This window comes from Aerococcus suis, assembly GCF_900176325.1.
Classification (GTDB): Bacteria; Bacillota; Bacilli; order Lactobacillales; family Aerococcaceae; genus Aerococcus; species Aerococcus suis.
On record NZ_FWXK01000003.1, the window covers coordinates 118,346 to 144,917 of the forward strand.

Below are 26,572 nucleotides of genomic sequence, written 5' to 3' on the forward strand. Positions count from 1 at the left end.
GTGAGTGACAAAAGGAATGTTTGAATATATCATTGGAAAACTTGACCATGTAGCACCAGATGGCATTGTGGTTGAAACGTATGGGATTGGCTATTTCATTTATATGGCCAATCCTTATCGTTTTCAAGCGCAAGTTGGTCAGGAATGTAAAGTTTGGATTTATCAATCGGTATCTGAAAATGATTTACGATTATATGGATTTATATCAAAAGCTGAAAAATATTTATTTATGCAATTAATTTCAGTGAATGGCATTGGACCTAAATCAGCTCTCTCTATACTTAGTTTAGAAGATAATAATGGTTTAGTTCAGGCGATTCAAAATGAAAATTTGACATTTTTAACGAAATTTCCTGGTGTCGGGAAAAAAACGGCACAACGTATTATTTTAGATTTGCAGGATAAGATTGTCTCTTACGAAGATGTGGGCCAAGAAAAACCAAGTGATAATCGTAGAATGAGTGATAATCAGCCTAATTATATTACGGAATTAGAAGAAGCATTAGCTAGTTTAGGATATTCTGCGAGGGAAATAAAGCGGGCAGTCAAACAATCGGATTTCACTGGAGTGGAAACGACTGCTGATGCGATAAGAGTAGCGTTACGGTTTATCACTAAGGGATAGAAAGGACGATTAATATGGATGACAGCATTTTCCATGAAAATTCTCCAGAAAAACAACCGGAAGAGATCGCCATGGAAGCCTCTATTCGTCCCCAAACGTTTGCAGATTATATCGGCCAGGCGGAACTAAAAACGGAACTACAAGTGTATATTTCGGCCGCCTTAGCACGTGATGAGTCGCTCGATCATGTGCTTATATACGGACCACCTGGATTAGGGAAAACCACATTAAGTACAGTTATTGCGAATGAAATGCACGTTAATATACAAACAACGAGTGGACCAGCTATTGAGAAGACAGGCGATTTATTAGTTCTATTAAATGAATTAGAACCAGGAGATATTTTATTTATTGATGAAATTCATCGCTTACCAAGACAAGTGGAAGAGATGTTATATAGTGCTATGGAGGACTTTCAGGTGGACATTATTATTGGTCAAGATGAAGGGGCTCATCCTGTCCATTTTCCGTTACCTCCTTTTACGCTTATTGGAGCCACAACACGACCAGGTGCATTATCAGCACCTCTCCGTCATCGCTTCGGGATTGTTTCACATATGCGCTACTACAACCAAGAAGAATTACAACAAGTGGTTCAACGAACTAGCCATGTTTTTCATTCTCAAATATTAGATGATGCGAGTCTAGAGATCGGACGTCGCTCTCGAGGAACACCAAGAATTGCGAACCGTTTGTTTAGAAGAGTAAGGGATTTTGCCCAAGTCTATCGACAAGACGATTGTATTGACTTATCTATTACACAAGAAGCTCTAAATGTTTTGAATGTTGATGAATGTGGTCTTGATAGTATCGATCGGAAAATTTTACAGCTTATGATTCAATTTTATAACGGTGGTCCGGTAGGGTTATCAACTATCGCAGCTAATCTGTCTGAGGATACTACGACAATTGAAGATATGTATGAACCTTATTTAATTCAACAAGGTTTTTTACAGCGAACACCTAGAGGACGAATCGTAACGGACAAAGGATTTAAACACTTAGGATTGACAAAACAGGAGGATCGTTAACGTGGGATTAACAACGAATGATTTTGACTTTGAATTACCGGAAGAATTAATTGCTCAGACACCAATACCCAATCGTTTAGGAAGTAAATTATTAACGTTAGACGCGCAGACAGGTGACTATCAAGATGGACATTTTCCTGACTTAGCTGACCAGTTAGAAGCGGGTGATGTTTTAGTATTAAATAACACGCGTGTTTTGCCAGCGCGTTTATATGGTGTGAAAGAGGAAACAGGCGGTCACCAAGAAGTTCTATTATTAAATAATATCGAAGGCGATAAATGGGAAGTGTTGATGAAACCAGCCCGTCGAGCAAAAGTAGGGTCAACGGTAACATTTGGTAATGGGGATTTAAAAGCTACGGTGACTAAAGAACTGGAGCATGGCGGACGTATTGTTGAATTTTCTTACGATGGCATTTTTCTAGAAATTTTGGAAAGTTTAGGTGAAATGCCTCTCCCTCCTTATATTAAAGAAAAATTAGATAATCCTGACCGGTATCAAACGGTTTATGCCAAAGAAAATGGGTCAGCTGCGGCTCCAACTGCTGGGTTACATTTTACAACTGAGTTTTTAGAAGAACTAAAAGCTAAAGGGGTAAAAATTGCCTACTTGACGTTACATGTGGGACTCGGAACATTCCGGCCAGTAACGGCGGAAGCTATCGATGATCATCATATGCATGCTGAATTTTATCGTTTTGATGAGCAAGCCGCCCAAATGATTAACGAAGCAAAGGCTAATCATCATCGTGTGATTGCAGTTGGAACAACGTCTATTCGGACGTTAGAAACGATAGGGACTAAGTTTAACGGTGAAATCAAACCTGATTCTGGATGGACGGATATTTTTATTGCCCCAGGTTATGAATTTAAAGTAGTGGATGCTTTCATCACTAATTTCCATTTACCAAAATCAACGTTGATTATGCTAGTCAGTGCATTTGCTGGACGCCAACACGTGCTCAATGCATATTCTCATGCAGTAGACGAACGTTATCGTTTCTTTAGCTTTGGTGATGCGATGTTTTTAAAAGGCCCTCAATTTTTAGATCCAGAATTGACGGATGATGACATCGCTGCGGCTAAACAACGGAATCAATCGTTACTTGCTAAATAATAATCGTTTCGCTTATTAGAGGGGGAAATTCGATGATTGCACCGTTACAAGTAATTAGTGCTTATTCTCTGTTGCAGAGCCCTTTGTCAATTTCTGAATATATTACTCGTGGAGAAGAACTCCATTATCAAGCCTTAGGATTAGCCGATGTCAATGTATTATATGGGGCATTGGCTTTTTATCGTGAATGTGTCCGTAAACAAATAAAACCGCTTATTGGCTTGACCATTGATTTTTCAGTCTATGACTCCTTACTCAATAATCATAAATTAATAATTTATGCGAAAAATTATGCGGGATACCAATCATTAATGCAAATAAGTACTTATTTACAATGTGAAAGTCATGTTAAAGTCACAGATATTGAAAGCATACTTTTTACAAATGGTGAAAATCTTATTGTTATTTTTGAGGCTAATAATGGGCCTCATATGGCTGGAATAAAAACTAATGATTTCGAGCAGGCAGCACAAATCGTTCACCATTATCGTAGTCATTTACCACAAGATCATTTATATATAGGATTAAATGCACAGAGCCGAGCCTATTATCACTTGGAGGCAATTAATAATTTATCTAAAAAATTACAAGTGCCATTAATTGCAACACCAGAAATTTCTTATTTATATCCTGACGACATGTTAGCAGAAATCATCTTAAAGGCTATCAATCGTAATGAGACAGTTGATGACTTCGAAACAGTATTATCGCAAAAAGGCGTCCAGTATTTAGAGTCGCCAGACGAAGTCAAACGGAAATATACTCAACTTCATCAAGAAGAGGCACTTGAACAACTGGAAAAAGTCGTGCAAATGATGGATTTGGAAATGCCAAAGCAAGAGACATTACTGCCCGAATTTCCTTTGCCCGATGATGTGAATAGTGCCGGTGAGTATTTAAAAAATTTAGCATTTAGTGGATTATCTTCTCAAATTAAACAACCGACAACTGAATATACCCAGCGATTAACGTATGAACTTCAAGTAATACATGAGATGGGGTATGATGATTATTTCCTCATTGTATGGGATGTTTTAGCGTACGCTAGAAAACAGCATATCATGTTAGGAGCTGGACGTGGGTCAGCTGCTGGCTCCTTAGTTGCCTTTTCTTTAGGAATTACTGGAGTCGATCCCATTAAAAATGATTTACTATTTGAACGTTTTTTAAATCCAGAACGACAAAATATGCCTGATATTGATTTAGATTTTCCCGATAATCGAAGACAAGATATTTTAAATTATGTTTATCATAAATATGGTCAGGATCATGTTGCCCAAATTGCTACTTTTGGGACTTTTGCTGCCAGAAAAGCAATTCGTGACGTTGGTTCCGCACTAGGAAAAAGCCAAGAAACATTATCTCAATGGGCGAATACAATTCCTAAAACGGGAAATAATTCGCTAGAATCAGTTTTTAAAGCATCTGACAGATTGAGAACTTTGATTCACCAGGAAACCCAAGGAGAACTTTGGTTTAAGCTGGCTAAACGTATTGAAGGATTACCAAGACATGTTTCAACTCATGCGGCAGGAGTGATTATTTCTAAATCACCTTTACGTGATCATCTTCCGTTACAACAAGGAAATCATGGCATTTGGAACTCACAATTTACAATGAATGATGTCGAGTCTTTGGGACTGCTTAAAATGGACTTTTTAAGTTTAATTAACTTAACCATTTTGCAAAAAGCGACACAATCTGCTAGTCGACTAGCTGGTAAATCGCTTAATCCTAAAGCATTTGATCAGAATGATGATCAAGTTTACGCGTTATTTCGTCGTGCAGAAACATTTGGAGTGTTTCAATTTGAATCAGAAGGAATTCGTCAAGTGCTAAGACGTGTTCAGCCAACAAGTATGGATGATATTGCAGCAGTCAATGCTTTGTATCGTCCAGGTCCTATGCAACAGATTGACCATTTTGTGAAACGAAAACATGGTCAAGAACCGATAACCTATCCTCATCCTGATTTAGAACCGATTTTAGCGCCTACGTATGGCATTATGGTTTATCAGGAACAAGTAATGCAAGTGACACAAAAAATAGCTGGCTTTACTTTGGGACAAGCAGATTTATTGCGGCGAGCAATGAGTAAGAAAAAACTAGCCATTATGTCAGAAATGAAAGGTCAGTTTATTGAAGGTGCGAAGAGTAAAGGATATACAGAGGATACGGCTGTCACTATTTATAATTACATTGAAGCTTTCGCAAATTATGGATTTAATAAATCACACGCTTATGCCTATTCATATTTAGCTTATCAGCTAGCGTGGCTTAAAGTACATTATCCAACTGCTTTTTACTATGGTAACTTAGAAGTCGTTAATACCTTTGATAAGAAAGGCTCACAATTATTGGCCGAAGCGAAACAAAAAGACGTGCTGATTAATATTCCCGATATTAATCAGAGCTATGTGAATTTACAAGTTGTGAATGAGCAAACGCTGCAATTAGGCTTGCAAAATATTAAAGGATTGCCAAAACAAGTTGCAAAAGAAATTGTTCAAGGGAGACAAATGAATGGGAAATATAAGGATTTGTTCCAATTTGTTAATCGTCTTCCTAAAACAGTGATTAAAGAAGAACACTTAATTCGTTTGGCTAAATCCGGTGCTTTTGATGGCATGGCATTTAATCGACGCACGATTATTGAAGAGGCAATTCCTAAATTATTGGCTCATGTTCAATTGTTTGGACAAAACAATACGCAACAAACTCAATTATCGTTTGATGCAGAATTGGAAAACGATGAATTATTTATGCCTCAAATTTCCCCATGTCGTGAATATAGTGATCGTGAATTAATGACTGGAGAAATTGAAACTTTAGGCCAAGCATTTTCTGTGAATATCTATGAGCGTTATACTATTTTCTTCCGTAAAGGCCTATTAACACCTATTGAACGGTTAAAATCAGGGGATAAAGCTTGGATAATTGGTGAAATTGTCGATTTTAAACGTATCCGCACCAAAAAAGGAGATCCTATGGCATTTGCGACCCTTGAGGACGAAACGGGTGCTATTTCTTTAACACTATTTCCACAAACATATATTGATGAGGCGAGCCGTGTTCATATGCAAGCTCAATTGTGCTGTTATGGGCGAGTAGAGATGCGAAATGGACAATTACAAATGATTGTTCAAAAAACTCAGTTATTAAATAAAGAACTATACTCTCATTTATTACAAAAAATAAGCCATTCACCTTTCCGTACAGCGTTGAAGATAAAAGTAACTGATCGGGAAACAGCATCAAAAAGTAAAAGTGAATTAGTTCACATAATTAAGAAAAATCCAGGAAAAGTTCGCTTACATTTTACCTTAGAACAAGAAAAAGAAAAATATTGGTTAGCGGATAAATTTAATGTGCAATTAAACGCAGAGATGTTATCAGAACTTGCTAACTTGTATGGACAAGCTAATATTAAGCTAGAGTAAACGTTTACTTGAATAAAATTGATAAAAATAAAAGACATCCTCTTAAATTTTTGTTAAACTTATAGTGAAATGATAAACAAATATGAGGTGAAAGATGATATGGTCAAACGTATCGGTATTTTAACAAGTGGTGGAGATGCCCCTGGAATGAACGCTGCGATTCGAGCAGTTGTTCGAAAAATTATTTTCGATGGTAACGAAGCTTATGGTATTCGTTACGGATATCGAGGATTAGCAGAAGGCGACATTCGCAAACTTTCTGTTAATGATGTTAGTGATACTTTAAGTAAAGGTGGTACGATGCTTTATACAGCACGTTATCCTGAATTTAAAAATAAAGAAGGCCAACAAAAAGGGATTGAACAACTTAAAAAATTTGGCATTGATTCCTTGATTGTTATCGGTGGAGATGGATCTTATCAAGGAGCTAAAGCTTTATCCGAGGCTGGTTTCCCAACTGTTGGTATTCCAGGAACAATCGATAATGATATTGCAGGTACAGACTTCACTATCGGTTTTGATACAGCTTGCAACACAGCATTAGAAGCTATCGATAAATTACGTGATACTGCAACAAGCCATATGCGGACATTTATTGTTGAAGTAATGGGACGTGATGCAGGTGACATTGCTTTATGGTCTGGATTAGGATCAGGTGCTGAACAAATCATCATTCCAGAAGCAGAATTTAATATGGATGAAATTGTTGCCCAAGTTGACCGTGGACGTGAACGTGGTAAAAAACATACGATTATTATTTTAGCTGAAGGTGTTATGCGCGGTGCAGATTTTGAAAAAGCATTGAATGAACGTGGTGATTACCATGCTCGAGTTACCGTTTTAGGTCACGTTCAACGTGGTGGTGCACCAACTGCTAGAGACCGTGTCTTAGCAAGTATGTTTGGATATACTGCAGTTGAATTACTAAATAAAGGTAAATCAGGTGTATGTATCGGTATTCAAGGTAAAGATATTGTTTATAATGACATTAGTAAAGTGTTATCTGGTAAACAAAGAACAACTAATCCATATATGGCACTTTACGATGTAAATAATGAAATTTCTTATTAGTTTCGGCATAATGAAGGAGATTATATCATGCAAAAAAGAACTAAAATTATTTGTACAATTGGCCCAGCTTCTGAATCTGTAGAAACATTAATGCAATTAATGGAATCAGGCATGAATATTGCCCGTTTAAATTTCTCTCATGGTGATCATGAAGAACATCTTGCACGAATCAAAAATATTCGTGAAGCTGCTAAAAAAGTTGGCAAACGTATCGGACTATTACTAGATACTAAAGGTCCAGAAATTCGTACCCATGATATGAAAAATCACGAACCAGTATTCTTAGAAAAAGGAACTGAAGTTCGCGTAGCAATGGATGAAGTTGCTGGAGATGCATCAAAAATCTCTGTTACTTATGATGAACTAATTAACGACGTAAATGTTGGTTCTCGTATTTTAATTGACGATGGATTAGTTGAATTACGTGTAACAGAAATCGACAATGATGTTAACGAAATCGTAACAGTTGTTGAAAACAGCGGAACAATTAAAGATAAAAAAGGTGTTAACGTTCCTGGCGTTTCTGTTCAATTACCTGGTATTACAGAAAAAGATGCCAACGATATTCGCTTTGGTTTAGAAAATGATATTGACTATATTGCGGCTTCATTTGTTCGTAAACCAGCTGACGTTTTAGAAATTCGTGAAATTTTAGAAGATACTGGTAATGAAACTGTTCAAATCATTCCAAAAATTGAAAACCAAGAAGGTGTTGATAATTTAGATGATATTTTATCAGTATCTGATGGATTAATGATTGCTCGTGGAGACTTAGGAGTAGAAATTCCAACTGAAGCAGTTCCTAGTGTACAAAAAGAAATGATTCGTAAATGTAATCAACTAGGTAAACCAGTCGTAACAGCAACTCAAATGTTAGACTCTATGCAACGTAATCCTCGTCCAACACGTGCCGAAGCTTCTGACGTTGCGAATGCTATTTACGATGGAACAGATGCTATCATGTTATCAGGGGAAACTGCAGCAGGTGACTACCCAATTCAAGCAGTTCAAACAATGAATCGTATTGCTTTAAGTACAGAAGCTGAATTAGCCGACCATGACAGCTATGTATTAAAACGTAATAGCAAACATGATATGGCAGAAGCCATTAGCCAATCAGTTGCACACACTGCTCACAATTTAAAAATTAAAACAATCGTGGCTGCTACTGAATCAGGCCATACGGCTAAAATGATTTCTAAATACCGTCCAAACTCAACAATTATCGCAGCAACCTTCTCTGAAAGCCAAGCAAATAAATTAGTTTTAGCTTGGGGTGTTGAACCATTTGTTATGGAAAAACCAGAATCAACAGATGAAATGATGACACAAGCAGCATATATTGCTAAAGAGTCAGGTTACGCTGATGATGGTGACTTAATTTTAATTTCTGCAGGTGTTCCTGTTGGTGAACGTGGTACGACAAACTTGATGAAAATTCAATTAATTGGTAAAAAATTAGTTGAAGGTCAAGGTATCGGTCAAAAAAGCGTTATCGGACATGCTGTAATTGCTGAAGATGCCGCAGAAGCAGAACGTGATGTTCTTGACCAATCTGTCTTAGTTCTTAAATCAACAGATAAAGACTATAACGAAGCGATTAAACGCGCTCAAGCAGTTATTGTTGAAGAAGGTGGCTTAACTAGTCATGCAGCAGTTGTTGCAGTAGATAGCCAAACACCTGTTATTGTTGGTGCAAAAGACGCAACTAAAATTATTGAAGATGGTCAATTAATTACGGTAGACACTCGTCGCGGTATCGTGTACGATGGAGCTACAACAACTATCTAAGCTTAAATTCTTACGAAATAAAAAAGGCTGGGAGAGTCTCCCAGCCTTTTCTTTTAATGAAAGAGGGGATACTGTGAATGAACGTTTAGGAACGATTATATCTGCTTTGATTATTGATGAAAATGAAAATAATTATTTTGCGCAGATTGATGGCATCACCTATCGCTTGATGAAAACCACTCAAAATCATCAAATTGGAGAAATGGTGCAAGGATTCGCTTATGTCAATCATAAAGGGGAAGCCATGTTGACAGAATCGATTCCAACGATTCAACAAGGACGGTACGATTTTGCAAGTGTCACTAAAGTGCGCAAAGATTTAGGTGTCTTTGTTGATATTGGATTACCTGATAAAGAAATTGTGGTTTCATTAGACTTTTTACCGAGTGAAACACGATTATGGCCAAAAGTAGGTGATCAATTATTGGTCGCTCTAACCGTTGATAAAAAAGATCGTATTTGGGCGGAACCTGCTAACGATGATATTTTCAGACAAATTGCTATCCCTCCAAAAGGCAAAGAAAAACAATGGCGGAATCAAGAAGTAGAAGGTATTGTCTATCATGCTAAATTGGTTGGTTCATATGTTTTAACAAGTGATTACCATTTAGCTTTTATTCATGAAAGTGAGCGAGAAGAAGAACCTCGATTAGGCCAAAAAGTTAATGGACGCATTATTGGTATTGGGCAATTTCATACGCTAAACCTATCATTAAAACCTTTAGCGTATGAAATGATTAGTGAAGATGCGCAGATGATATTAGCTTTATTAACACGTCAGCCTGATCATTTCTTACCTTATCATGATAAAAGTGATCCACAAGCGATTAGAGAGTACTTTAATATTTCCAAAGCCCAATTTAAACGCGCTTTAGGAAACTTACTAAAACATCGCAAAGTAATCCAAGAAACTGATGGAATACGCTTGAAAGAAGAGAGTCACTGAGAGAATTAATTTATATTTTTGGGGGGTAAAAAGTGAAAAGAAATCAATATTTTCATCTAAAGATGATTTTATATGCTGTTTTAGTTGGTTTAATCAGTGGTTTGGGGGCAGTTTTTTATCGCTGGTTATTAAGTCGTATTGCTCAAGCTAGTCAGGCTTTCTTGACGGTTTCATCATGGAAACATTTAATCATTGCTTTAATCGTGATGTTCGTGGGCGCCATTATTGTGAATCGGTTATTAAAATGGGCGCCATTATCTGGAGGTTCAGGGATTCCTCAAATAAAAGCAGAATTAACCGATAAAGTGAAAGCTAATCCTTGGCCAACAGTGACAAGTAAGATTGTTGGTGGAGCAATTAATAATTTCTTTGGATTAAGTTTAGGTCGTGAAGGCCCTTCAATTCAAATAGGGGGGACTTTAGCTAAATGGCTGTCTCGTTTCTTCAAAATGTCAGACGATGAAAAGAAATTGATGATGACAGCAGGAGCTAGTGCTGGATTATCCGCAGCTTTTAATGCACCAATTGCTGGAACATTATTTTCAGTTGAAGAAATGTATCATTCTTTCTCCCCTTTTATTTTAGTACCAGCTTTTATTTCTAGTATCATTGCGAATATGCTGTCGTATTATATTTTAGGGGTGGCACCAACTTTTTCATTTGCTGTTGAAATGTCCATTTCCTTAAATCATTACTATTGGATTATTCTAGTAGGAATTGTAGGTGGGCTAGTTGGCTGCCTATTTAACGTTACTTTGGATTACAATCAACGGTTGTTTAAACGTTTTGATCGTTATAAAACGTGGCTATTTTTTGCCGTATTTTGTGTGTCATTATTGTTAACTAGCTATCTACCTGAAATTCAAGGTGGTGGACATGATTTAATCGAATCATTAGTTTTAAATCCACAAAGTTTTAAAATTATTTTAGTGATACTGGTTGGAAAACTATTATTTACGACGATGTCATTTAGTACTGGAGCACAGGGAGGTATTTTTCTTCCGGTATTAGTTATTGGAGCAGCAACCGGTGTTCTAATTCATCATATTGCGTTGCAAATTTTAACACCAGACTTAGCTATGGTTAATTTTCTTATTTTAGGTATGGTTTCTGTCCTTTGTGCAGTTGTTAGAGCACCTTTCCTAAGTATTTTATTAATTAGTGAGATGACTAGTAACCCTAGTTCGCTAATGCCATTAGCTATTGCCGCAATTACTTCTTATATTGTTAGTGAGGTATTAAGGGTTGAACCTGTATACGAAATGCTTTATGATAAATTACTAGCGAAACAACCGCAGACGGATGTAACAGACTAGTGGATTAAGGATGATCCTTCATTGGATGGTCCTTTTTTATTTCATCCGTTACTAATGAATGATATTGTAATTTAATATATTGAAAATTGCTATCTGACCACTTTTGTGCTAGGCTAGCAATAATGAATAACGACTAGAGGAGGCTTGGAAGTGTTAATACCATTTACGAGCAATTATGAAAAAGTCGTTATGGGATTATTATCCTATATCGAAGATTATAAAGCCTTTGAAGATTTAAATGCTGAAATGGCTCGAATTAATGATCGAAAACGAACGGTTTATTTATGGAAAGACGAAGAGACTGCCAATGTGGTCGGACTTATTGGTTTTGACTTAAATGAACAAGATGATACATTGGTGACACGGTATATCTCTTTAAATCCTTCGTTTAGAAACGAAGGGTTATCATATGAAATTTTAACAGCTTTACGAGAAGAGTTTCCAACTTATACAATTACTGGATCGTTAGATATGGCGCCTTTGTTAAATAAGTGGGCCAAGAAAAAACGGTTAGATACTCAAGAGATGGAAGCTTTGAGGGATATTGACTTTGAATAAGAGCGAAATGGAACAAAAACAATTAACAATTGATCTAGCGGCTTTCGAAGGGCCGCTAGATTTACTTTTGCATCTCATTAAAACTTTAAAAATCGATATTTTTGATATTCCTATCGTACTAGTAACCCAACAATATATGGATTATTTTCGACAAATGAAGGATATGAAATTAGACATTGCTAGTGATTACTTAGTTATGGCTGCTACCTTAATAGAGATTAAAACAAAGTACTTATTACCTAAACCAGCTGTTGAGCAAGAGGAAGAAGATGACCCACGTGAGCAATTAGTTGAACAATTGTTAGCTTACAAGCAGTATCAAGAAATTGGTCAAGTCTTGGATGAAAAGCAACAGCATCGTCAATTGGAGTATCCCAAAGCGCCTTCTAATCTGACAGGGTATCAGTCCAAAGTGCCATTAGCAGAAAATGAAGTCACGACTAATGATTTACAATCTGCTATTATAAAAATGGTCGAGCGGCTAAAAGCTAATCAGCCAGTGACTACCACTGTGAAAACTGATCCTTATTCGGTGGATGAAGGGATGACTGATATTATTGAACGGATGAAACAGTCAACATATAAAAAAATAGCTTTTTCAGAAATCCTATCGCAACATCCATTAACGCGCTCACGAGTGGTGACGTTATTTTTAGCGTTATTAGAACTAGTGAAAGGACAACAAATTTGGATGCAACAAAGCCAGTTAGGTGAAGATATTATATTAGTGAGAAATGAGGAATGGGATGGACCAGCTTCCTAAAATTGAAAGTTTATTATTTGTTAGTGGAGAAAATGGGTTAACAAGTGATGAATTGGCGACGTTATTAGAAATTGATCGTGAAACGCTTGATTATCAATTATTAAGATTAAAAAAACGTTATGAAAATGATCAATCGTCGGGTTTACAATTAGTAACGATTAATCATCATTATCAGTTAGTGACGAAACCCCAGTTTGCTGAAATTATTAAACAGTATGCTCAGTCTCCCTTCGCTCAAAAATTAACTCAAGCTTCCTTAGAAACATTAGCAATTATCGCTTATCAACAACCAGTGACGCGTTTAACGATAGATGATATTCGCGGAGTTAATTCAAATGGAATGATTCAAAAATTAGAACAACGTGACTTGATTAAAATTGTTGGCAAACAAGAATCTCCTGGGCGACCAAATTTATATGGGGTAACAGATTATTTTTATCAATATTTTGGATTAAACTCATTGGAAGAGATGCCAGATTTAAGTACGTTATTACAAAAAACTAACGATGAAGATCAGTTATTTGAATAGAATAATAAGGAGAGAGTAAGATGGATCGTTTACAAAAAGTCATTGCACACGCCGGTGTGGCCTCAAGACGAGATGCTGAAAAAATGATTGTTGATGGACGTGTTGCAGTTAATGGAGAAATTGTGACAGAATTGGGAACAAAAGTCAGTACGAATGATCATGTAGAAGTAGATAAAGTCCCTATCTATAAAGAAGAACCAGTTTATTATTTATTTTATAAACCAACAGGTGTTATTACAGCAGTATCTGATGATAGAGGACGAAAAGTGGTAACAGATTATTTTCCAGAAGTAGAACAACGTATTTATCCGATTGGACGACTTGACTATAATACAAGTGGCTTACTATTATTAACTAATGATGGTGAATTTGCGAATTCACTGATGCATCCACGTTATGAACTAAATAAAACTTATAGTGCTAAGGTGAATGGGATTCCAAGTAAGTCAGACATGAATAAATTAGCGAATGGTATTGTTATTGATGGTAAAAAAACGGCACGTGCCAACGCAAGAATTAAAGAAATCGATAAAGATAAGCAAAAAGCTATCGTAGAGTTAACGATTCATGAGGGTCGTAATCGACAAGTACGGAAAATGCTAGAGGCTATAAATTGTCCAGTGGATAAATTAAAACGAGAACGCTATGGATTCTTGGATCTTGGTAATTTACAGCCAGGTGAAAGCCGTCCATTACTGAAAAAAGAAGTTCATCGCTTAAAAGATTTAGCTAATAAAGCATAATCTTGACAATTAAATATAAAGGATTATAATAAACGTAATAAAATAAAAAAATCTTCAGGGCAGGGTGAAATTCCCGATCGGCGGTGATAGTCCGCGACTCGTGCAAACGATTGATTTAGTGAAATTCTAAAACCGACTGTATAGTCAGGATGAAAGAAGATGAGTACAGTTTATTTAGTCTGCATTCATACTCTTTTTATCTGAAGATAGAAAGAGTTTTTTTCTATCTTCAGTAATGCCTCTTGAAGTAGAAGGAGATATTATGAACCGTAAGATTCAAAGCCTACTACTCAGTGCCATTATGGGAGCGTTAGCTTATTTACTAATGTATTTTTCATTCCCAGTCATGCCAGCTTTGCCGTATTTAAAGATAGACTTTAGTGATATTCCCATTTTATTGGTTGCCTTTGTTGAGGGACCGATTGGTGCGACACTATCTGCGTTTATTGCGAAGTTTTTACATTATGTCTTTACTGGGGGAGAAATGGGAATTCCAATTGGGGATTTCACTAGTTTTTTAGCAACCTTAGCATATACATTACCGATTTACTATATTTTAAAAAAACCGATTACGAGTCAATTATTAGGATATGCTCACCAAACGAAAAAAAACTTTAATTGGCGAGCAATAGGCAGTTATGCGTTAGCCACTTTATCATTAACTATTGTGATGACGGTGCTTAACTATTATATTATTACACCTTTTTATATGTATGTGATGAATTTTCCAATTGATAATATAAGAACTTACATCTTATTTGGAATTATTCCTTTCAACTTACTAAAAGGGCTATTGGTTTCTATTATGGCGCATATTGTAGTGGTAAAAGTTTTACCAACTTTAATTCAAAAATTTGGATTTGCTTATCCTAAATCTGAACATTCTTAATCGTTTAGAGGAGCATCATAATTGGAACGCGTGATACAGTTACTTAATGACAGACACCCTAATTTATCTAAGAATAGTTTATATCAAGTGTTGGTTGGCAGGCGGACTGCCACCACACTTTTTTTTGCTGTCGAAAATCAGGTTGATGCTTGGTTAGGAGTGGCACCTAAATTAGATAAAAAAATATGGTTACAGAGGAGTCAATGGACTGAGCAACCTATTTTAGATGAAGAATACTATGGTATTTTTACTTATCGTTTAGGAACAGTGCCTCATTATATACTAGCTAATTATCAAAACGCCTTTCTATTATTACTACAAACATTAAGTTATGGGCGGATGAAAGTAACAAACTATCAGCCAGTAACGACTTCTTTTCAAGCGCAACAACTCGTTAAACATTTTTATTTTAGCTTAAGGAAAACAAAATGGAACAATAAGGGTGAAATGGCCCAAGTTGTCCACGATGAATTGTTAACCTTTTTTGCTGAACAGCCTGAGAAAATCACCGAGTGGTATCTCGAACTATTAGTTGGCTATCAAGTTCCAGCTTACACAATGAGTCAAATGGCTAATGAAACACCGTATAAAGTAACGGAAATGTCTTTATTAATAACTGCTTATTTTAGTAAGATATTTGTTCATTTTTTACATACAGATAGTTTTTTAGGACACTTTTTTCGATTTGTATTAGCGAATCAGCATCCCTGGAACCAATCGGTTGAAATTACTTATCAGTTTTGGCAAAAAGGATTAACGATAGAAGAAATTTCCCATCAAAGACGGTTGAAACCAAGTACAATCAATGATCATTTGATGGAAATTATGCTATATTTTCCTAACCCCTTTATAAAAAAATGGGAGCAAATGTTTAAGCAATCGTTTAAAGATTGGCATGCTACTGATTTGCCAAAAACATTCGAAGAATTTCGCCATTGTTATGGGGAGAAATTGCCATATTGGATGATGCGTCTAGTCAAATACTATCTAAGTGACGGAAGTTTACCTTTAGGAGGTGAATGGTTCGATGGCTAATTGGTATCATCAATTGCGTAAATTAACGGGATATTCAGAATTTAAGCCAGGGCAATTGGAAACATTGAATAATTTATCAGAAGACCTGAATGTTATAGCAATTCTTCCAACTGGTGGGGGAAAATCGTTAGTTTATCAGCTCTATCAGTATGAGTCAGAAGGTGTGACGATTATCATTTCGCCACTGATTGCTTTAATGCAAGATCAAGTTGCACAACTTCAATGTTTAGGAATTAATCGGGCGATTGCTCTTAATAGTCAACAGAGTTCACAAGAAAAAGCATGGATTATTCACCATCTCTCACGCTATCAATTCGTTTTTTTATCACCTGAAATGTTTCAACAACCAGAAGTTTTTCAAGCAATAAAAAAATTACAGATTAATTTATTGGTTATTGATGAAGCACATTGTATTTCCCAATGGGGGATTGATTTCAGACCAGAGTATAGTGAATTGGGAAAATTGAGAAGACGATTAAATAATCCGCTAACTCTCGCGCTATCAGCTACTGCCAATCAGAATGTTCGTTATGATATTCAACGCTTTTTATTTCAGACAGATGAAAAAGTGTCAATTATTCAGGAAGATATTAATCGTGACAATATTTTTTATGCCAAAGTAGAAACTTCTGAAGAACAACGATTACCGGTATTAATTGAATGGATTAATCAACTACCAAAACCTGGAATTATTTATGTTCATAATAAAGAAGAGTTAGAAGCGTTAAAACAAACATTAATAGAAGTGACTGATTGGCAAATTGAAAGTTACCATGCTGATCGATCTGACCATGATCGCTATATTATTCAACAACAATTTCGTACGGGATTGCTAGATATTATACTGGCGACTTCTGCTTTTGGAATGGGAATTAACCAAAAAAATATTCGCTTTGTCATTCATTACCACTTACCAACCTCAGTAGAAGAATTAATTCAAGAAGATGGTCGTTGTGGTCGTGATGGCAAGCAGTCATTAGCATTATGGTTGGTGACACCTAATGAAATAGGTAGATTATCCACCTTAAAAGTACGTAATAAAGATAGTTACCAGGAAATGAAGCAATTATTACAGACAAGCTATAACCATCCTGAACGTTTTAATCCAATTAAAAATCAGCTATCAGAATATCATCAAGCTGTCTTACGATTTTACACGCAACATTTTAACCAATTTTCTCAAGCAGAGAAACATTTAGAATCTTACTACCAATCTCAACAAGAAAAGATAAGTCAAGTTCAACAATTACTATCAACTAAACAGTGTTTAAGAAAGCAACTTTTATATTCGCAAGATAATACGCCATCAAGTGAACAAACACGGTGTTGTTCAAATTGTGATTCAACCTTTTTAGATAGTGATTGGTTCCAGTTATATAAAAAGCGCAGTAAGCGAGCGCCAAAATGGCAACGCCAAACTTGGCGTGAACGATTAGATCAGCTTTTAGGATAATCAGTGTTTAATCAACTGGATTTACTGACTTTGCATTTGATTAATGGTACAATTTGAGAGAAATTAAGAGAGGGGATTATTATGGATTTCAAGAATCGTTTCAAAAAAAATAAAAAGGCTAAAAATACACCAAAACACGAAAATAATACAACTTCAACATCTGAAGAACAGCAACCTTTTGATGAATATGAAAATTTAAAAAATCGTAAGTACTCACGTTCAGCTCGCAATAAAAATTCAAACAAAAAATCAGTCACATCCTTACAAAAAGCCTTACTATTCTTAGGTATTGTGATTGTTTTAATTCCGATTATTGTTTTTGGATATTATTCTAATCAGCAAAAATTACCCGAAAAAGAAAACGCTGAACAAGTCATGGTGTCTAAAACAAAAAATAGCAGTGCCGATGAATCAAGCAAGAAAAAACAAGAATCGATTGAATCATCTAAAAAAGCAGAATCGTCTAAAAAAGCGGAAGAAGAATCACGTCAATCTTCTGAGGCAGAATCTAAACGTTTAGCTGAAGAAAATGCTAGCATCGCACAAGAAGAACAATCAAATGCTCAAGAACAAGCAGAGGCACAACGTCAGGCTGAACAATCCTCTTTAGCCGAATCTCAATCTCGTGCGCAAGAACAAGCTAATCAAGAGTCACAAGCAGCCGAACAATCAGCTAATGATGAAGCGAGTGGTGGTAATTCATATACCGTTCAAGCTGGAGATAATTTATACCGGATTGCTGTCAATCATGGAATGTCACTTGACGAATTATTAGAACTTAACGGTCTTTCAGCTGGAGCTAATATCGGCCCAGGTACAACATTAAAAGTGAATTAATAAAAGGAGCGGATTGAGATTAAATCAGAAGACTTACAAATCGCTATCGATGGTCCTTCTGCTTCAGGGAAAAGCACAATTGCCAAACGTTTAGCCGAACGCTTGGCAATTGTGTATTTAGATACTGGAGCGATGTATCGTGCATTAACATGGGCAGCATTAAAAGAAGAAATTGATGCCAACAACGAAAAAGCTGTTACAGAACTTGCCTCTGCGCTTAAAATTCATTTTGAAGCGGATGATTCGAAACAACAAGTTTTTGTAGACAATGAAAATGTCACCAATGCTATTCGCCGAGATGAAATAACACGAGCTGTTTCTGCTTATTCAGCGATTAAAACAGTTCGTGACATTATGGTTGATAAACAACGATTAATTGCCAAACAAACAACAGGCATCGTGATGGATGGTCGCGATATTGGTACAGTTGTTTTACCTGATGCAGATTTAAAAATCTATTTAACGGCAACACCTCAAGCGAGAGCCAGACGCCGCTATGCTGAAAATAACGAAAAAGGGTACTCTACCGAATCGTTAGCAACCTTAGAAAAAGACATTAAAGCGCGCGATAATTATGATATGCAGCGAGAACAAAGTCCATTGAAGCAAGCAAGTGATGCGATTGTTATTGATTCATCAGATATGGATTTAAATGCAGTTGAGAATCGTATCATTGAAGAGATTGAAAAACTCTAAAAATAAACCTTGAGTTCATGGATTATTCATGATAACATGGAGATTGTATCATTGGCTAGATTACATAGCGAATGAGGTAGTACTTATTAGGAGAGGATATTGGTTATGTCAAACGAATTAGAACAACAAGCAAACAACGAAGTGGAAGCAAACGAAGAAATTCCATCAATGGAAGACTTATTTGCTGAATCAATGGAAGTAAAAATTGGAGACACTGTTAAAGGTGAAGTCTTAACTATTGACGATGACAAACAAGTAATCGTTGGTATTGAAGGCGCTGGTGTTGAAGGAGTTATTCCTTACAACGAAATTTCAGCCACTCCTTTTGATGAAATTACTGATGTATTAAATGTCGGTGATGTTGTTGAGTTAGTTGTTATTAAACAAATTAAAGAAAAAGAAAATGGTTCATTCTTACTATCAAAACGTCGTGTTGAAGCGAAAAAAGTTTGGGCTGAATTAGAAGAAAAAGCTGACAACAATGAAACAATTACTGTACCTGTAACACGTGTTGTTAAAGGTGGTTTAGTTGTTGATGCAGGCGTTCGTGGATTCATCCCAGCATCAATGGTAGAAAATCATTTCGTTGACGACTTCTCTCCATACCAAGGTAAAGAATTAGAAGTTAAAATCATTGAAATTGATCCTAATGAAAACCGTCTAATCTTATCTCATAAAGAAATTGCAGCTGAACAACGTCAAAAAGAACGCGCTGAAAAATTAGCTTCTTTTGAAGAAGGACAAGTTGTTGAAGGTAAAGTTGCTCGTTTAGCAAACTTTGGTGCTTTCATCGATTTAGGTGGAATTGACGGATTAGTTCACATTTCTCAAATTGCTCATCACCATGTTAAACATCCATCAGATGAATTAACTGAAGGTGAAGATGTAAAAGTTAAAGTTCTTTCTGTTGATGAAGAACATGGACGTATTTCATTATCAATTAAAGATCTTCAAGAAGGTCCATGGGATAACATTGAAGAAAAAGCACCTAAAGGAGCAGAATTAGATGGTGTTGTTCGCCGTTTAGTAGACTTTGGTGCCTTTGTAGAAGTATTCCCAGGTGTTGAAGGTTTAGTTCACATTTCTCAAATTGCACATGAACATGTGGCAACACCTTCAGATAAATTAGAAGAAGGACAAGACGTTAAAGTTAAAGTACTTGATGTAGATCCTGAAGAACAACGTTTATCATTAAGTATTAAAGCTTTAGAAGAAGCACCTGCTCGTCAAGAAGAATCAAATGATGGTTTCCGTAAAGAAACTAAAAAACGTTCTCCTAAGGCAGGACAAAAGAAAGCACGTCCTCAAAATCGTCAAAATAACAATACTTCTGATGATGACTCAGGCTTCACAATGTCTGATATCTTAGGAGACCAATTAAAAGGTTTTTCATTTGATGATGAATAATTTAAATGCTTAAACATTTTTGGGTAGGCTAAGGGAAACCTGGCCTACCTTTTTATTTATGGAAGGAGGCTAAGTATGAGTCAAGCAATTACTATTGCTATTGTCGGTCGACCAAATGTAGGAAAATCTACTATTTTTAATCGAATAGTTGGAGATCGAATTAGCATTGTCGAAGATATCCCTGGAGTGACTCGTGACCGTATATATGCTAGAGGTGAATGGTTAGGCCGAACGTTAAATGTCATAGATACAGGGGGCTTGGAATTTAATCAAGCTGATTTTATGACGCAAATTCATATGCAAGCCGAAATTGCGATGGATGAAGCTGATGTCATTATTATGCTAACGGATGTTAGAGATGGTATTACTAAAACAGACGAAATGATTGTTAAAATGCTAAGAAAAACTAAAAAACCAGTTATTTTGGCGGTTAATAAAGCAGATAATCCTGAACAACGAGCTGAAATTTATGATTTTTATCGTTTAGGACTTGGAGATCCTTATCCATTATCTGGAGCGCATGGGTTGGGGATTGGAGACGTGCTAGAGCATGTTTTCCAATTAGTGCCTAGAGAACCAGATATGGCAGATGATGATGAAACGATTACGTTTTCTCTCATTGGTCGTCCGAATGTAGGAAAATCTTCTTTGGTTAATACGATTTTAGGTGAAGAACGCGTTATTGTTAGCCAAGTTGCGGGAACTACTCGTGATGCTATTGATACTGAATTTGTTATTGATGAACAGCCATTCCGTATTATTGATACAGCAGGGATTCGTAAAAAAGGAAAAGTTTATGAAAAAACGGAAAAATATGCTGTTATGCGTGCAATGCGTGCGATTGAAAGATCACAAGTTGCATTGATTGTGATTAATGCGGAAGAGGGTATTCAAGAACAAGACAAAACAATTGCTGGCTATGCTCATGAAGAGGGGAAAGCCATCATTATTGTTGTCAATAAGTGGGATGCCTTAAAAAAAGATAATCAAACGATGAAAGAGTTTGAGAAAGATATTCGTTATCATTTCCAATTTATTGATTATGCACCGATTGTTTTTGTCTCTGCTAAGACTAAGCAAAGAGTTCACCAGTTGCCTGATTTAATTCAACGAGTTAGTGACAACCATAAACGTCGTGTACAATCATCTGTATTGAATGAGGTCTTAAATCAAGCAGTACTAATTAATCCTGCGCCTTCAGATAAAGGACGGAAGTTAAGAGTCTACTATTTAACGCAAGTATCGACTATGCCTCCAACATTTGTTGCATTTATCAATGACAAAGAGCTTATGCATTTTAGTTATGAACGATTTTTAAGTAACCAAATTCGAGAAGCTTTTGATTTTGTTGGAACACCTATCCATATGATTTCAAGAGAGAGAAAATAGCGCTTTTAAATTGCGTTTTTTTCGGATTAAAACGTTGTTATCACAAGGTTCCTGTGTTATATTATAGAAGGATTATCTCAGATAACGAAGATACTCCTATATGCTTAAATCATAATAATGATTTAACGAAGGAGGTGAAATTAATGGCAAATAAAGCAGATTTAGTACAAAGTGTTGCTGGTAAAGTAGATGAGTCTAAAAAAACAGTAGCTCCTATCGTTGATGCAATCTTTGAATCAATTCAAGAAAACTTAACTGAAGGTGAAAAAGTTCAAATTATCGGTTTTGGTAACTTCGAAGTTCGTGAACGTGCCGCTCGTAAAGGTCGTAACCCACAAACTGGTGAAGAAATTGAAATTCCAGCAAGCAAAGTTCCTGCATTTAAACCTGGTAAAGGATTAAAAGATGCAGTTAAATAGAAACAATCTATAACCGTTGATATATCAAGGTATATCAGCGGTTATTTTTTGTTTTTAAGGATAAAAGTAGCAGAAAAGTAGCAATTATTTTCATTTTAAAACCCTTGTTTCTCTAAATTGTGTAGCATGGTTTCTTTCATATTCTGTGTTACGTGGGTATATATTTCATTGGTAATCCGTTCATCAGCGTGACCAACTCGTTGCATAATTGCTTTCATTGGTTCGCGATTTTCTGCAAGGATAGATATATGTGTGTGTCTAAATATGTGTGATGAGATAGTCTTATCAATACCAATTTCTTTGGCTATCCGTTTACATGTAAGATTAAAAGCATTGTTAGCAATTGGTATACCATTCTTGGTTGTGAAAAGAAATCCATTATCTGTATAAGCTGGTCTTGCTAACTTCATCAATCTATTAAACTCTATTACTTCTTTGACAGTGTTCATAGTCCTAGTGGTCAGTTGGACAACTCTAGTTGATTGTGCAGTTTTTGTTGGACCTTTAATAGCATTCTTATATCCCTTTGTCCTGTCTAATGTACCGCTTATGTAAACAGTATTATTGTCAAAATCAAAATCATCTTCTGTTAAAATCGCTGCTTCATTATATCTGGCACCCGTTAAATACAAGAACTCCGCTAAATAACCACAATGGATCACTCGCTCGCTACCTTTTAATGTAGAAATTAGATTCTCTGCTTCATCCACTGTTAAATACTTCTCACTTGTACTTTTATAATCTTCTAAACTTTTCGCTTTATAATTTATTTTAACTTTAGGCATTGGCGAGTTTTCAATGGCATTTATTTTCTCCGCATAATCAAACACAGAATTAAAAATGGACTTAATATGTGTCAGATAGGAATTTGAGTAATCTAACCCGTTCATTAAGTTTTGCATATATCTTACATCCATTCTTGATATCAACACGTCCTTGTCCACTTTGTTCTTTACAATTTTGATGATTGATTTTGTGGAAACGATAGACGATGATCTAATTGTTTTTGAATGACCATTAAACCACTCGTCTCAGTACATCGTGGAAACACAAATCTTTTATGGTAGTTCTGTTTTCTTTTTCTTCAATTTTATTATTTAAAATACTGATTGCTTTCTTTTCAGCTTGTTTCGATTTTGATGTTAGGGTAACACTTACATATTTAGTTTTACCTGTTAAGTTACCCTTGTACCGTTCAGTAAACTTAAATTTTCCATTATCTAATGGGACTACCCACATACCAAATCTTCCTTTCTTATGTTAAAATATAGGTATACAAAAAGCACACACTCCGTGCGTTTTTGTTAAAACTTCAGATTGCCTTACCCTTGTACCGTCCAAAGTCAAAGGGTAGGGCTTTTTTATTTTAATCTCCGATATTCATATTGTAGTTATCAGCGATTTTCGGTAAATTATCTCTTGAAAATTGTTCAAAATTAATTTTGCCAATTGTTTCTTTAGATAGTGTGATTGTACCCGCCGCCACTTCTGTGCCATTACCATAAGAATCTGTTGCTTCAGCGTAAGCCATATAAATTATGTTAGAAAACCCTTCGGCTTTAACTTTTTCAGCATAGTCAAGAACATCCATTTCAAAGCTACCTTTCATCATGTTTGCGGTCAAATTCATTGAAATATTCGCCTCAACATAGATATCTTTCATTCCACTATCTTCAATAACATTGAATGAACGTAAATCTTCACCAAATACATCGTGTGCTGATTGTTCTAATGGATCATCGTAAGTAACTTCTTCTGATGATTCACTTTCACTTTCGCTCTCTTTAGAACTTTCTTCACTTTCAACTGGTTTGGAACTTTCTTCTGATGATTCACTAGTTGAACTCTCTTCTACAGGTTCATTAGTTGAATTTTCTTGTGTTTCCGATTCTTTACTTGCTTCGTATCCATCTTCAACTTCTGGTGAAGTTAAGCCAAAAAGTATGAACGAGATAATGGCAACACCGATTGCAATATTACGTTTCTTCTTGTCTTTTTTTTCTAAAATAGAAAATACCACCAATAGCTCCTAACAATAAAACTACAAATAAATTACTCATGATTCTCCTCCTATATGATATAATATATTTAACCAATAAACGTCCTACCAATCAACCGACTGGTAGGGCTTTTTTATTTCCTACTATTCAAAGGTATTACATACCGATGTTACACAAGTACGCTTGGCCGATACTAAGTGGGCTTACGTTTCAGCTATTACTGACGAAGCAAGCAAGGAAGTTTTAGCATTTCAAGTAAGTAATAGTCCTAATAGTAAACTAATTATGGATACACTCGATGAACTCACAGAAAATATTCCGGAAGGAATAAAACCAATAATTCATTCAGATCAAGGTTGGCATTATCAATTGAATTACTATACCGATAAACTCTCTGAAAAAAATTTATACAAAGCATGTCTCGTAAGGGAAACTGTCTTGATAATGCGCCAATTGAAAGCTTCTTTCATCTTCTTAAAACAGAATGTCTTAATGGATTTCCACAGTGTAAAGATATTGGAGAATTCAAGGAAATCACAAAGAATTACGTCGATTGGTTTAACAATCGACGAATATCACAGAAAACAAAAGGCATGACTCCCTGCGAATACAGGGAACATGCCTTAGCAGTTTAAAAATATTCAATTTTGTCTAACTTTTGTGTTGCACTTTAGAAGGGGCGCAGCGATTACCGCCAACGATGTCAAGCTGAGTACGACGAAGTACGATCACGAAAGCTACCAGGCAGGGCCGTTGATGCCGGGGTCCTACACGTTTAAACTTGAAGGTAGTACCGGCTCGGCCAAAAAGCAGGTTGATTTGATGGGGCAAGCCAACGTGGGCAAGGCCGTCAAACTACTTACAACCACCACGACAACTTCAACCGACGATGTGGATGAAAATGATAGTGACGACACGGAAGATTCGAACCAACACCATACGGGAAAAGCGCTAAGCGTGCTCTCAAAGGACGCGGCGACCGCGGTTTCCGTCATGGCTAACAAAGAAGACCGGGACGCCGACGACTACACGTACGTTGAAAGTCAGCCGTGGGATAACGTGACCGAAATCAAGTTATACGATGAAGACAGCGATAAGCTAGTTGATATTTATCGCTACGATAAAAAGAATGATATCTTAGCAAAGTACGACGACGCAACGAGTAAGTTTGTGGAAGTGAAATAGGGGACGGGAGTCGGCAAGTAGTTGCCGACTTTTTTAGTGGAAATATTGGTTCAGTGACGATAATTAGAAGATTTGGAAAACCGAGCCACCCTTGCGTTCTCGCCCAGTTTTGTTAAAATTAAGGACAGATATAATTAAAATGATGAGAGGAGTTTTTTTAGATGCAGGCAGTGACTTTCGAGCAACTCGGTGGGCCGGAAGCGTTACGATTGCGGGAAATTGACGAACCGCAACTACGGGCCAATCAGGTACTGGTCCGGGTGCAGGCCGTGGCGGTCGACCACGTCGATACCTTTGTTCGTAGTGGGGCGTTTCAAACGGCACTGGCCACGCCGCACGTTGTCGGCCGTGATTTGGTCGGCACGGTACTGCGGGTGGCGGCCGGCGTGACTAACTTTGCGGTCGGTGATTTGGTTTGGACCAACTCTGCCGGTTACGACGGGCGGATGGGGGCGACCGCCGAAATGGTGGCGGTTGCTGCCGACCGGCTTTATCCGGTGCCATGCGGTGTGGACGCCCGCCAACTGGTGGCGGCGGTCCATTCGGCCGCGACGGCCGCGATTGTGTTGCAAGACGTCATGCAACTAACCCGCGGGCAGGCCATCCTAATCGAGGGGGCGGCCGGGAACGTCGGCCGTAAGTTTATTCAGCTAGCGCACCAGTTAGGGGCGGTCGTGACGACGACTTCCGCAGCGCGCGACTTTGACCGCTGTCGGCAATTAGGAAGCGAGTTAACGTTGGATTACCACGAACCGGTGGCGTCCCAGTGCGACCGGCAGTTTGATCACATCATTGATACGTCCGGTAAGGTGCCATTGCAGGCTAACTTGGCGGCGCTCAATCAGGGCGGCCAGGTCACGCTGATCACGGCGCCGGCGGATAATCATTTTACCTTCGACGTCCGCCAGTTTTACATGGCCCAAAAGCAAATTAGCGGCTTCGTCATCAGCCACGCTACCGACGACCAACTAGCGCGGGCGGCAAAGTGGTTAAATCCGCAGTTTGCCGCGGGTGCGTTACTCGAAGACGACCTCAATTGCCAGCCGTTTGCGGCCGCTGCGGAAGTACACGCCGCCCTGGAGCAGGGGCGTGATCACCACCAGCGGTTTGTGCTGGTGCCGCCGACGGAAAAAATTTAAGTGCCTAAGGTTGAAAAAATGGTCGCGGTTGCGGGCCGTTTTTTAAGTTGCTTTTCCGGCCAGTTTTAGTAACATTTAATATAAATATATTAATAATTAAAGGGAGGCGCAGGCGGACGCAGTTAACAGCGCAACGAGTACTGCCTCTGATTCAGGTATCGGAAATTACAACACTTTGAATCAAGGGTCTGTT

General features: G+C 37.1%; 26 protein-coding genes, 1 pseudogene and 1 riboswitch. Of the genes and pseudogenes, 24 read left to right on the forward strand and 3 right to left on the reverse strand.

Annotated features, from left to right (window positions below):
- Nucleotides 1-16 precede the first annotated feature (16 nt).
- The 20 genes from ruvA to B8955_RS04095 all read left to right on the forward strand — a co-directional run bounded on the left by ruvA (nt 17) and on the right by B8955_RS04095 (nt 22,055).
- Entirely contained in the window at nt 17-625 is a 609-nt protein-coding gene (gene ruvA / locus B8955_RS04000) for a Holliday junction branch migration protein RuvA (RefSeq protein ID WP_084098841.1), read from the forward strand.
- 14 nt (nt 626-639) lie between these two features.
- Nucleotides 640-1,656 (forward strand): Holliday junction branch migration DNA helicase RuvB, encoded by a 1,017-nt coding sequence (gene ruvB, locus B8955_RS04005; RefSeq protein ID WP_084098843.1) that lies wholly within the window; start codon nt 640-642, stop codon nt 1,654-1,656.
- 1 nt (nt 1,657) lies between these two features.
- Nucleotides 1,658-2,773, forward strand: coding sequence for a tRNA preQ1(34) S-adenosylmethionine ribosyltransferase-isomerase QueA (queA, locus tag B8955_RS04010; RefSeq protein ID WP_084098845.1), 1,116 nt, complete (start codon nt 1,658-1,660; stop codon nt 2,771-2,773).
- A gap of 32 nt (nt 2,774-2,805) precedes the next feature.
- The gene (locus B8955_RS04015; protein WP_084098848.1) at nt 2,806-6,213 is read left to right on the forward strand and encodes a DNA polymerase III subunit alpha; all 3,408 of its coding nucleotides are present in this window, start codon (nt 2,806-2,808) and stop codon (nt 6,211-6,213) included.
- 99 nt (nt 6,214-6,312) lie between these two features.
- Nucleotides 6,313-7,284: a 6-phosphofructokinase gene (gene pfkA / locus B8955_RS04020; RefSeq protein ID WP_084098850.1), complete on the forward strand. Its 972-nt coding sequence runs from the start codon at nt 6,313-6,315 to the stop codon at nt 7,282-7,284.
- Nucleotides 7,285-7,311: 27 nt separating this feature from the next.
- The gene (gene pyk / locus B8955_RS04025) at nt 7,312-9,075 is read left to right on the forward strand and encodes a pyruvate kinase (protein ID WP_084098853.1); all 1,764 of its coding nucleotides are present in this window, start codon (nt 7,312-7,314) and stop codon (nt 9,073-9,075) included.
- A 73-nt stretch (nt 9,076-9,148) separates the two neighbouring features.
- Nucleotides 9,149-10,021: a CvfB family protein gene (locus tag B8955_RS04030; protein WP_084098856.1), complete on the forward strand. Its 873-nt coding sequence runs from the start codon at nt 9,149-9,151 to the stop codon at nt 10,019-10,021.
- Nucleotides 10,022-10,053: 32 nt separating this feature from the next.
- Nucleotides 10,054-11,337 carry a ClC family H(+)/Cl(-) exchange transporter gene (locus tag B8955_RS04035; protein ID WP_084098859.1) on the forward strand — a complete coding sequence of 428 codons (1,284 nt, stop codon included), beginning with the start codon at nt 10,054-10,056 and terminating at the stop codon, nt 11,335-11,337.
- Nucleotides 11,338-11,487: 150 nt separating this feature from the next.
- Complete coding sequence (locus B8955_RS04040; protein ID WP_084098861.1) at nt 11,488-11,895, forward strand: reductase; 408 nt, start codon at nt 11,488-11,490, stop codon at nt 11,893-11,895.
- Nucleotides 11,888-12,658: a segregation/condensation protein A gene (locus tag B8955_RS04045; protein WP_234983519.1), complete on the forward strand. Its 771-nt coding sequence runs from the start codon at nt 11,888-11,890 to the stop codon at nt 12,656-12,658. The genes B8955_RS04040 and B8955_RS04045 overlap by 8 nt, the downstream gene beginning before the upstream one ends.
- Nucleotides 12,642-13,187 (forward strand): SMC-Scp complex subunit ScpB, encoded by a 546-nt coding sequence (gene scpB / locus B8955_RS04050; RefSeq protein ID WP_084098863.1) that lies wholly within the window; start codon nt 12,642-12,644, stop codon nt 13,185-13,187. The genes B8955_RS04045 and scpB overlap by 17 nt, the downstream gene beginning before the upstream one ends.
- Nucleotides 13,188-13,207: 20 nt before the next feature.
- Nucleotides 13,208-13,930 carry a pseudouridine synthase gene (locus B8955_RS04055; protein WP_084098865.1) on the forward strand — a complete coding sequence of 241 codons (723 nt, stop codon included), beginning with the start codon at nt 13,208-13,210 and terminating at the stop codon, nt 13,928-13,930.
- A gap of 46 nt (nt 13,931-13,976) precedes the next feature.
- Nucleotides 13,977-14,095, forward strand: a riboswitch (FMN riboswitch).
- A 97-nt stretch (nt 14,096-14,192) separates the two neighbouring features.
- On the forward strand, nt 14,193-14,819 hold the full coding sequence (locus B8955_RS04060) for an ECF transporter S component (protein WP_084098867.1): 627 nt from the start codon (nt 14,193-14,195) through the stop codon (nt 14,817-14,819).
- 30 nt (nt 14,820-14,849) lie between these two features.
- The gene (locus B8955_RS04065; RefSeq protein WP_234983522.1) at nt 14,850-15,854 is read left to right on the forward strand and encodes a helix-turn-helix domain-containing protein; all 1,005 of its coding nucleotides are present in this window, start codon (nt 14,850-14,852) and stop codon (nt 15,852-15,854) included.
- Nucleotides 15,847-17,307 (forward strand): RecQ family ATP-dependent DNA helicase, encoded by a 1,461-nt coding sequence (locus tag B8955_RS04070; RefSeq protein WP_084098869.1) that lies wholly within the window; start codon nt 15,847-15,849, stop codon nt 17,305-17,307. The genes B8955_RS04065 and B8955_RS04070 overlap by 8 nt, the downstream gene beginning before the upstream one ends.
- 81 nt (nt 17,308-17,388) lie before the next feature.
- A complete protein-coding gene (locus B8955_RS04075; RefSeq protein ID WP_084098871.1) occupies nt 17,389-18,144 on the forward strand; it encodes a LysM peptidoglycan-binding domain-containing protein in 756 nt (251 codons plus the stop codon).
- An 18-nt stretch (nt 18,145-18,162) separates the two neighbouring features.
- The gene (gene cmk / locus B8955_RS04080) at nt 18,163-18,840 is read left to right on the forward strand and encodes a (d)CMP kinase (RefSeq protein WP_084098873.1); all 678 of its coding nucleotides are present in this window, start codon (nt 18,163-18,165) and stop codon (nt 18,838-18,840) included.
- 105 nt (nt 18,841-18,945) lie between these two features.
- Nucleotides 18,946-20,247 carry a 30S ribosomal protein S1 gene (gene rpsA / locus B8955_RS04085; protein WP_084098875.1) on the forward strand — a complete coding sequence of 434 codons (1,302 nt, stop codon included), beginning with the start codon at nt 18,946-18,948 and terminating at the stop codon, nt 20,245-20,247.
- Nucleotides 20,248-20,322: 75 nt separating this feature from the next.
- Nucleotides 20,323-21,636, forward strand: coding sequence for a ribosome biogenesis GTPase Der (der, locus tag B8955_RS04090; RefSeq protein WP_084098877.1), 1,314 nt, complete (start codon nt 20,323-20,325; stop codon nt 21,634-21,636).
- Between the two features lie 143 nt (nt 21,637-21,779).
- Nucleotides 21,780-22,055 (forward strand): HU family DNA-binding protein, encoded by a 276-nt coding sequence (locus B8955_RS04095; RefSeq protein ID WP_084098879.1) that lies wholly within the window; start codon nt 21,780-21,782, stop codon nt 22,053-22,055.
- 95 nt (nt 22,056-22,150) lie between these two features.
- On the opposite strand, the gene B8955_RS04100 is transcribed toward B8955_RS04095, so the two are convergent.
- The 3 genes from B8955_RS04100 to B8955_RS04110 all read right to left on the reverse strand — a co-directional run bounded on the left by B8955_RS04100 (nt 22,151) and on the right by B8955_RS04110 (nt 24,075).
- Nucleotides 22,151-22,957 (reverse strand): tyrosine-type recombinase/integrase, encoded by an 807-nt coding sequence (locus B8955_RS04100; RefSeq protein ID WP_159444431.1) that lies wholly within the window; start codon nt 22,955-22,957, stop codon nt 22,151-22,153.
- Nucleotides 22,958-23,072: 115 nt separating this feature from the next.
- A complete protein-coding gene (locus tag B8955_RS04105; RefSeq protein ID WP_084098883.1) occupies nt 23,073-23,294 on the reverse strand; it encodes a hypothetical protein in 222 nt (73 codons plus the stop codon).
- Between the two features lie 127 nt (nt 23,295-23,421).
- The gene (locus B8955_RS04110; RefSeq protein WP_084098885.1) at nt 23,422-24,075 is read right to left on the reverse strand and encodes a hypothetical protein; all 654 of its coding nucleotides are present in this window, start codon (nt 24,073-24,075) and stop codon (nt 23,422-23,424) included.
- 163 nt (nt 24,076-24,238) lie between these two features.
- On the opposite strand from B8955_RS04110, the pseudogene B8955_RS07090 reads away from it, so the two are divergent.
- The 4 genes and pseudogenes from B8955_RS07090 to B8955_RS04125 all read left to right on the forward strand — a co-directional run.
- A pseudogene (locus B8955_RS07090) lies at nt 24,239-24,397 on the forward strand (hypothetical protein); the annotation flags it as partial.
- A 74-nt stretch (nt 24,398-24,471) separates the two neighbouring features.
- On the forward strand, nt 24,472-24,690 hold the full coding sequence (locus B8955_RS07095) for an IS3 family transposase (protein WP_127835649.1): 219 nt from the start codon (nt 24,472-24,474) through the stop codon (nt 24,688-24,690).
- A 187-nt stretch (nt 24,691-24,877) separates the two neighbouring features.
- Entirely contained in the window at nt 24,878-25,240 is a 363-nt protein-coding gene (locus B8955_RS04120) for a hypothetical protein (protein ID WP_234983520.1), read from the forward strand.
- Between the two features lie 161 nt (nt 25,241-25,401).
- On the forward strand, nt 25,402-26,379 hold the full coding sequence (locus B8955_RS04125) for an alcohol dehydrogenase catalytic domain-containing protein (protein WP_056936359.1): 978 nt from the start codon (nt 25,402-25,404) through the stop codon (nt 26,377-26,379).
- Nucleotides 26,380-26,572: the final 193 nt, after the last annotated feature.

What these genes read in the sequence shown, in the direction of transcription:
- ruvA (WP_084098841.1), top strand. Translation starts at nt 17, where the DNA reads ATGTTTGAATATATCATTGGAAAACTTGACCATGTAGCACCAGATGGC.
- ruvB (WP_084098843.1), top strand. Translation starts at nt 640, where the DNA reads ATGGATGACAGCATTTTCCATGAAAATTCTCCAGAAAAACAACCGGAA.
- B8955_RS04015 (WP_084098848.1), top strand. Translation starts at nt 2,806, where the DNA reads ATGATTGCACCGTTACAAGTAATTAGTGCTTATTCTCTGTTGCAGAGC.
- pfkA (WP_084098850.1), top strand. Translation starts at nt 6,313, where the DNA reads ATGGTCAAACGTATCGGTATTTTAACAAGTGGTGGAGATGCCCCTGGA.
- pyk (WP_084098853.1), top strand. Translation starts at nt 7,312, where the DNA reads ATGCAAAAAAGAACTAAAATTATTTGTACAATTGGCCCAGCTTCTGAA.
- scpB (WP_084098863.1), top strand. Translation starts at nt 12,642, where the DNA reads ATGGACCAGCTTCCTAAAATTGAAAGTTTATTATTTGTTAGTGGAGAA.
- B8955_RS04055 (WP_084098865.1), top strand. Translation starts at nt 13,208, where the DNA reads ATGGATCGTTTACAAAAAGTCATTGCACACGCCGGTGTGGCCTCAAGA.
- B8955_RS04060 (WP_084098867.1), top strand. Translation starts at nt 14,193, where the DNA reads ATGAACCGTAAGATTCAAAGCCTACTACTCAGTGCCATTATGGGAGCG.
- B8955_RS04070 (WP_084098869.1), top strand. Translation starts at nt 15,847, where the DNA reads ATGGCTAATTGGTATCATCAATTGCGTAAATTAACGGGATATTCAGAA.
- B8955_RS04075 (WP_084098871.1), top strand. Translation starts at nt 17,389, where the DNA reads ATGGATTTCAAGAATCGTTTCAAAAAAAATAAAAAGGCTAAAAATACA.
- rpsA (WP_084098875.1), top strand. Translation starts at nt 18,946, where the DNA reads ATGTCAAACGAATTAGAACAACAAGCAAACAACGAAGTGGAAGCAAAC.
- der (WP_084098877.1), top strand. Translation starts at nt 20,323, where the DNA reads ATGAGTCAAGCAATTACTATTGCTATTGTCGGTCGACCAAATGTAGGA.
- B8955_RS04095 (WP_084098879.1), top strand. Translation starts at nt 21,780, where the DNA reads ATGGCAAATAAAGCAGATTTAGTACAAAGTGTTGCTGGTAAAGTAGAT.
- B8955_RS04100 (WP_159444431.1), bottom strand. Translation starts at nt 22,957, where the DNA reads ATGCAAAACTTAATGAACGGGTTAGATTACTCAAATTCCTATCTGACA.
- B8955_RS04105 (WP_084098883.1), bottom strand. Translation starts at nt 23,294, where the DNA reads ATGTGGGTAGTCCCATTAGATAATGGAAAATTTAAGTTTACTGAACGG.
- B8955_RS07095 (WP_127835649.1), top strand. Translation starts at nt 24,472, where the DNA reads ATGTCTCGTAAGGGAAACTGTCTTGATAATGCGCCAATTGAAAGCTTC.
- B8955_RS04120 (WP_234983520.1), top strand. Translation starts at nt 24,878, where the DNA reads ATGGGGCAAGCCAACGTGGGCAAGGCCGTCAAACTACTTACAACCACC.
- B8955_RS04125 (WP_056936359.1), top strand. Translation starts at nt 25,402, where the DNA reads ATGCAGGCAGTGACTTTCGAGCAACTCGGTGGGCCGGAAGCGTTACGA.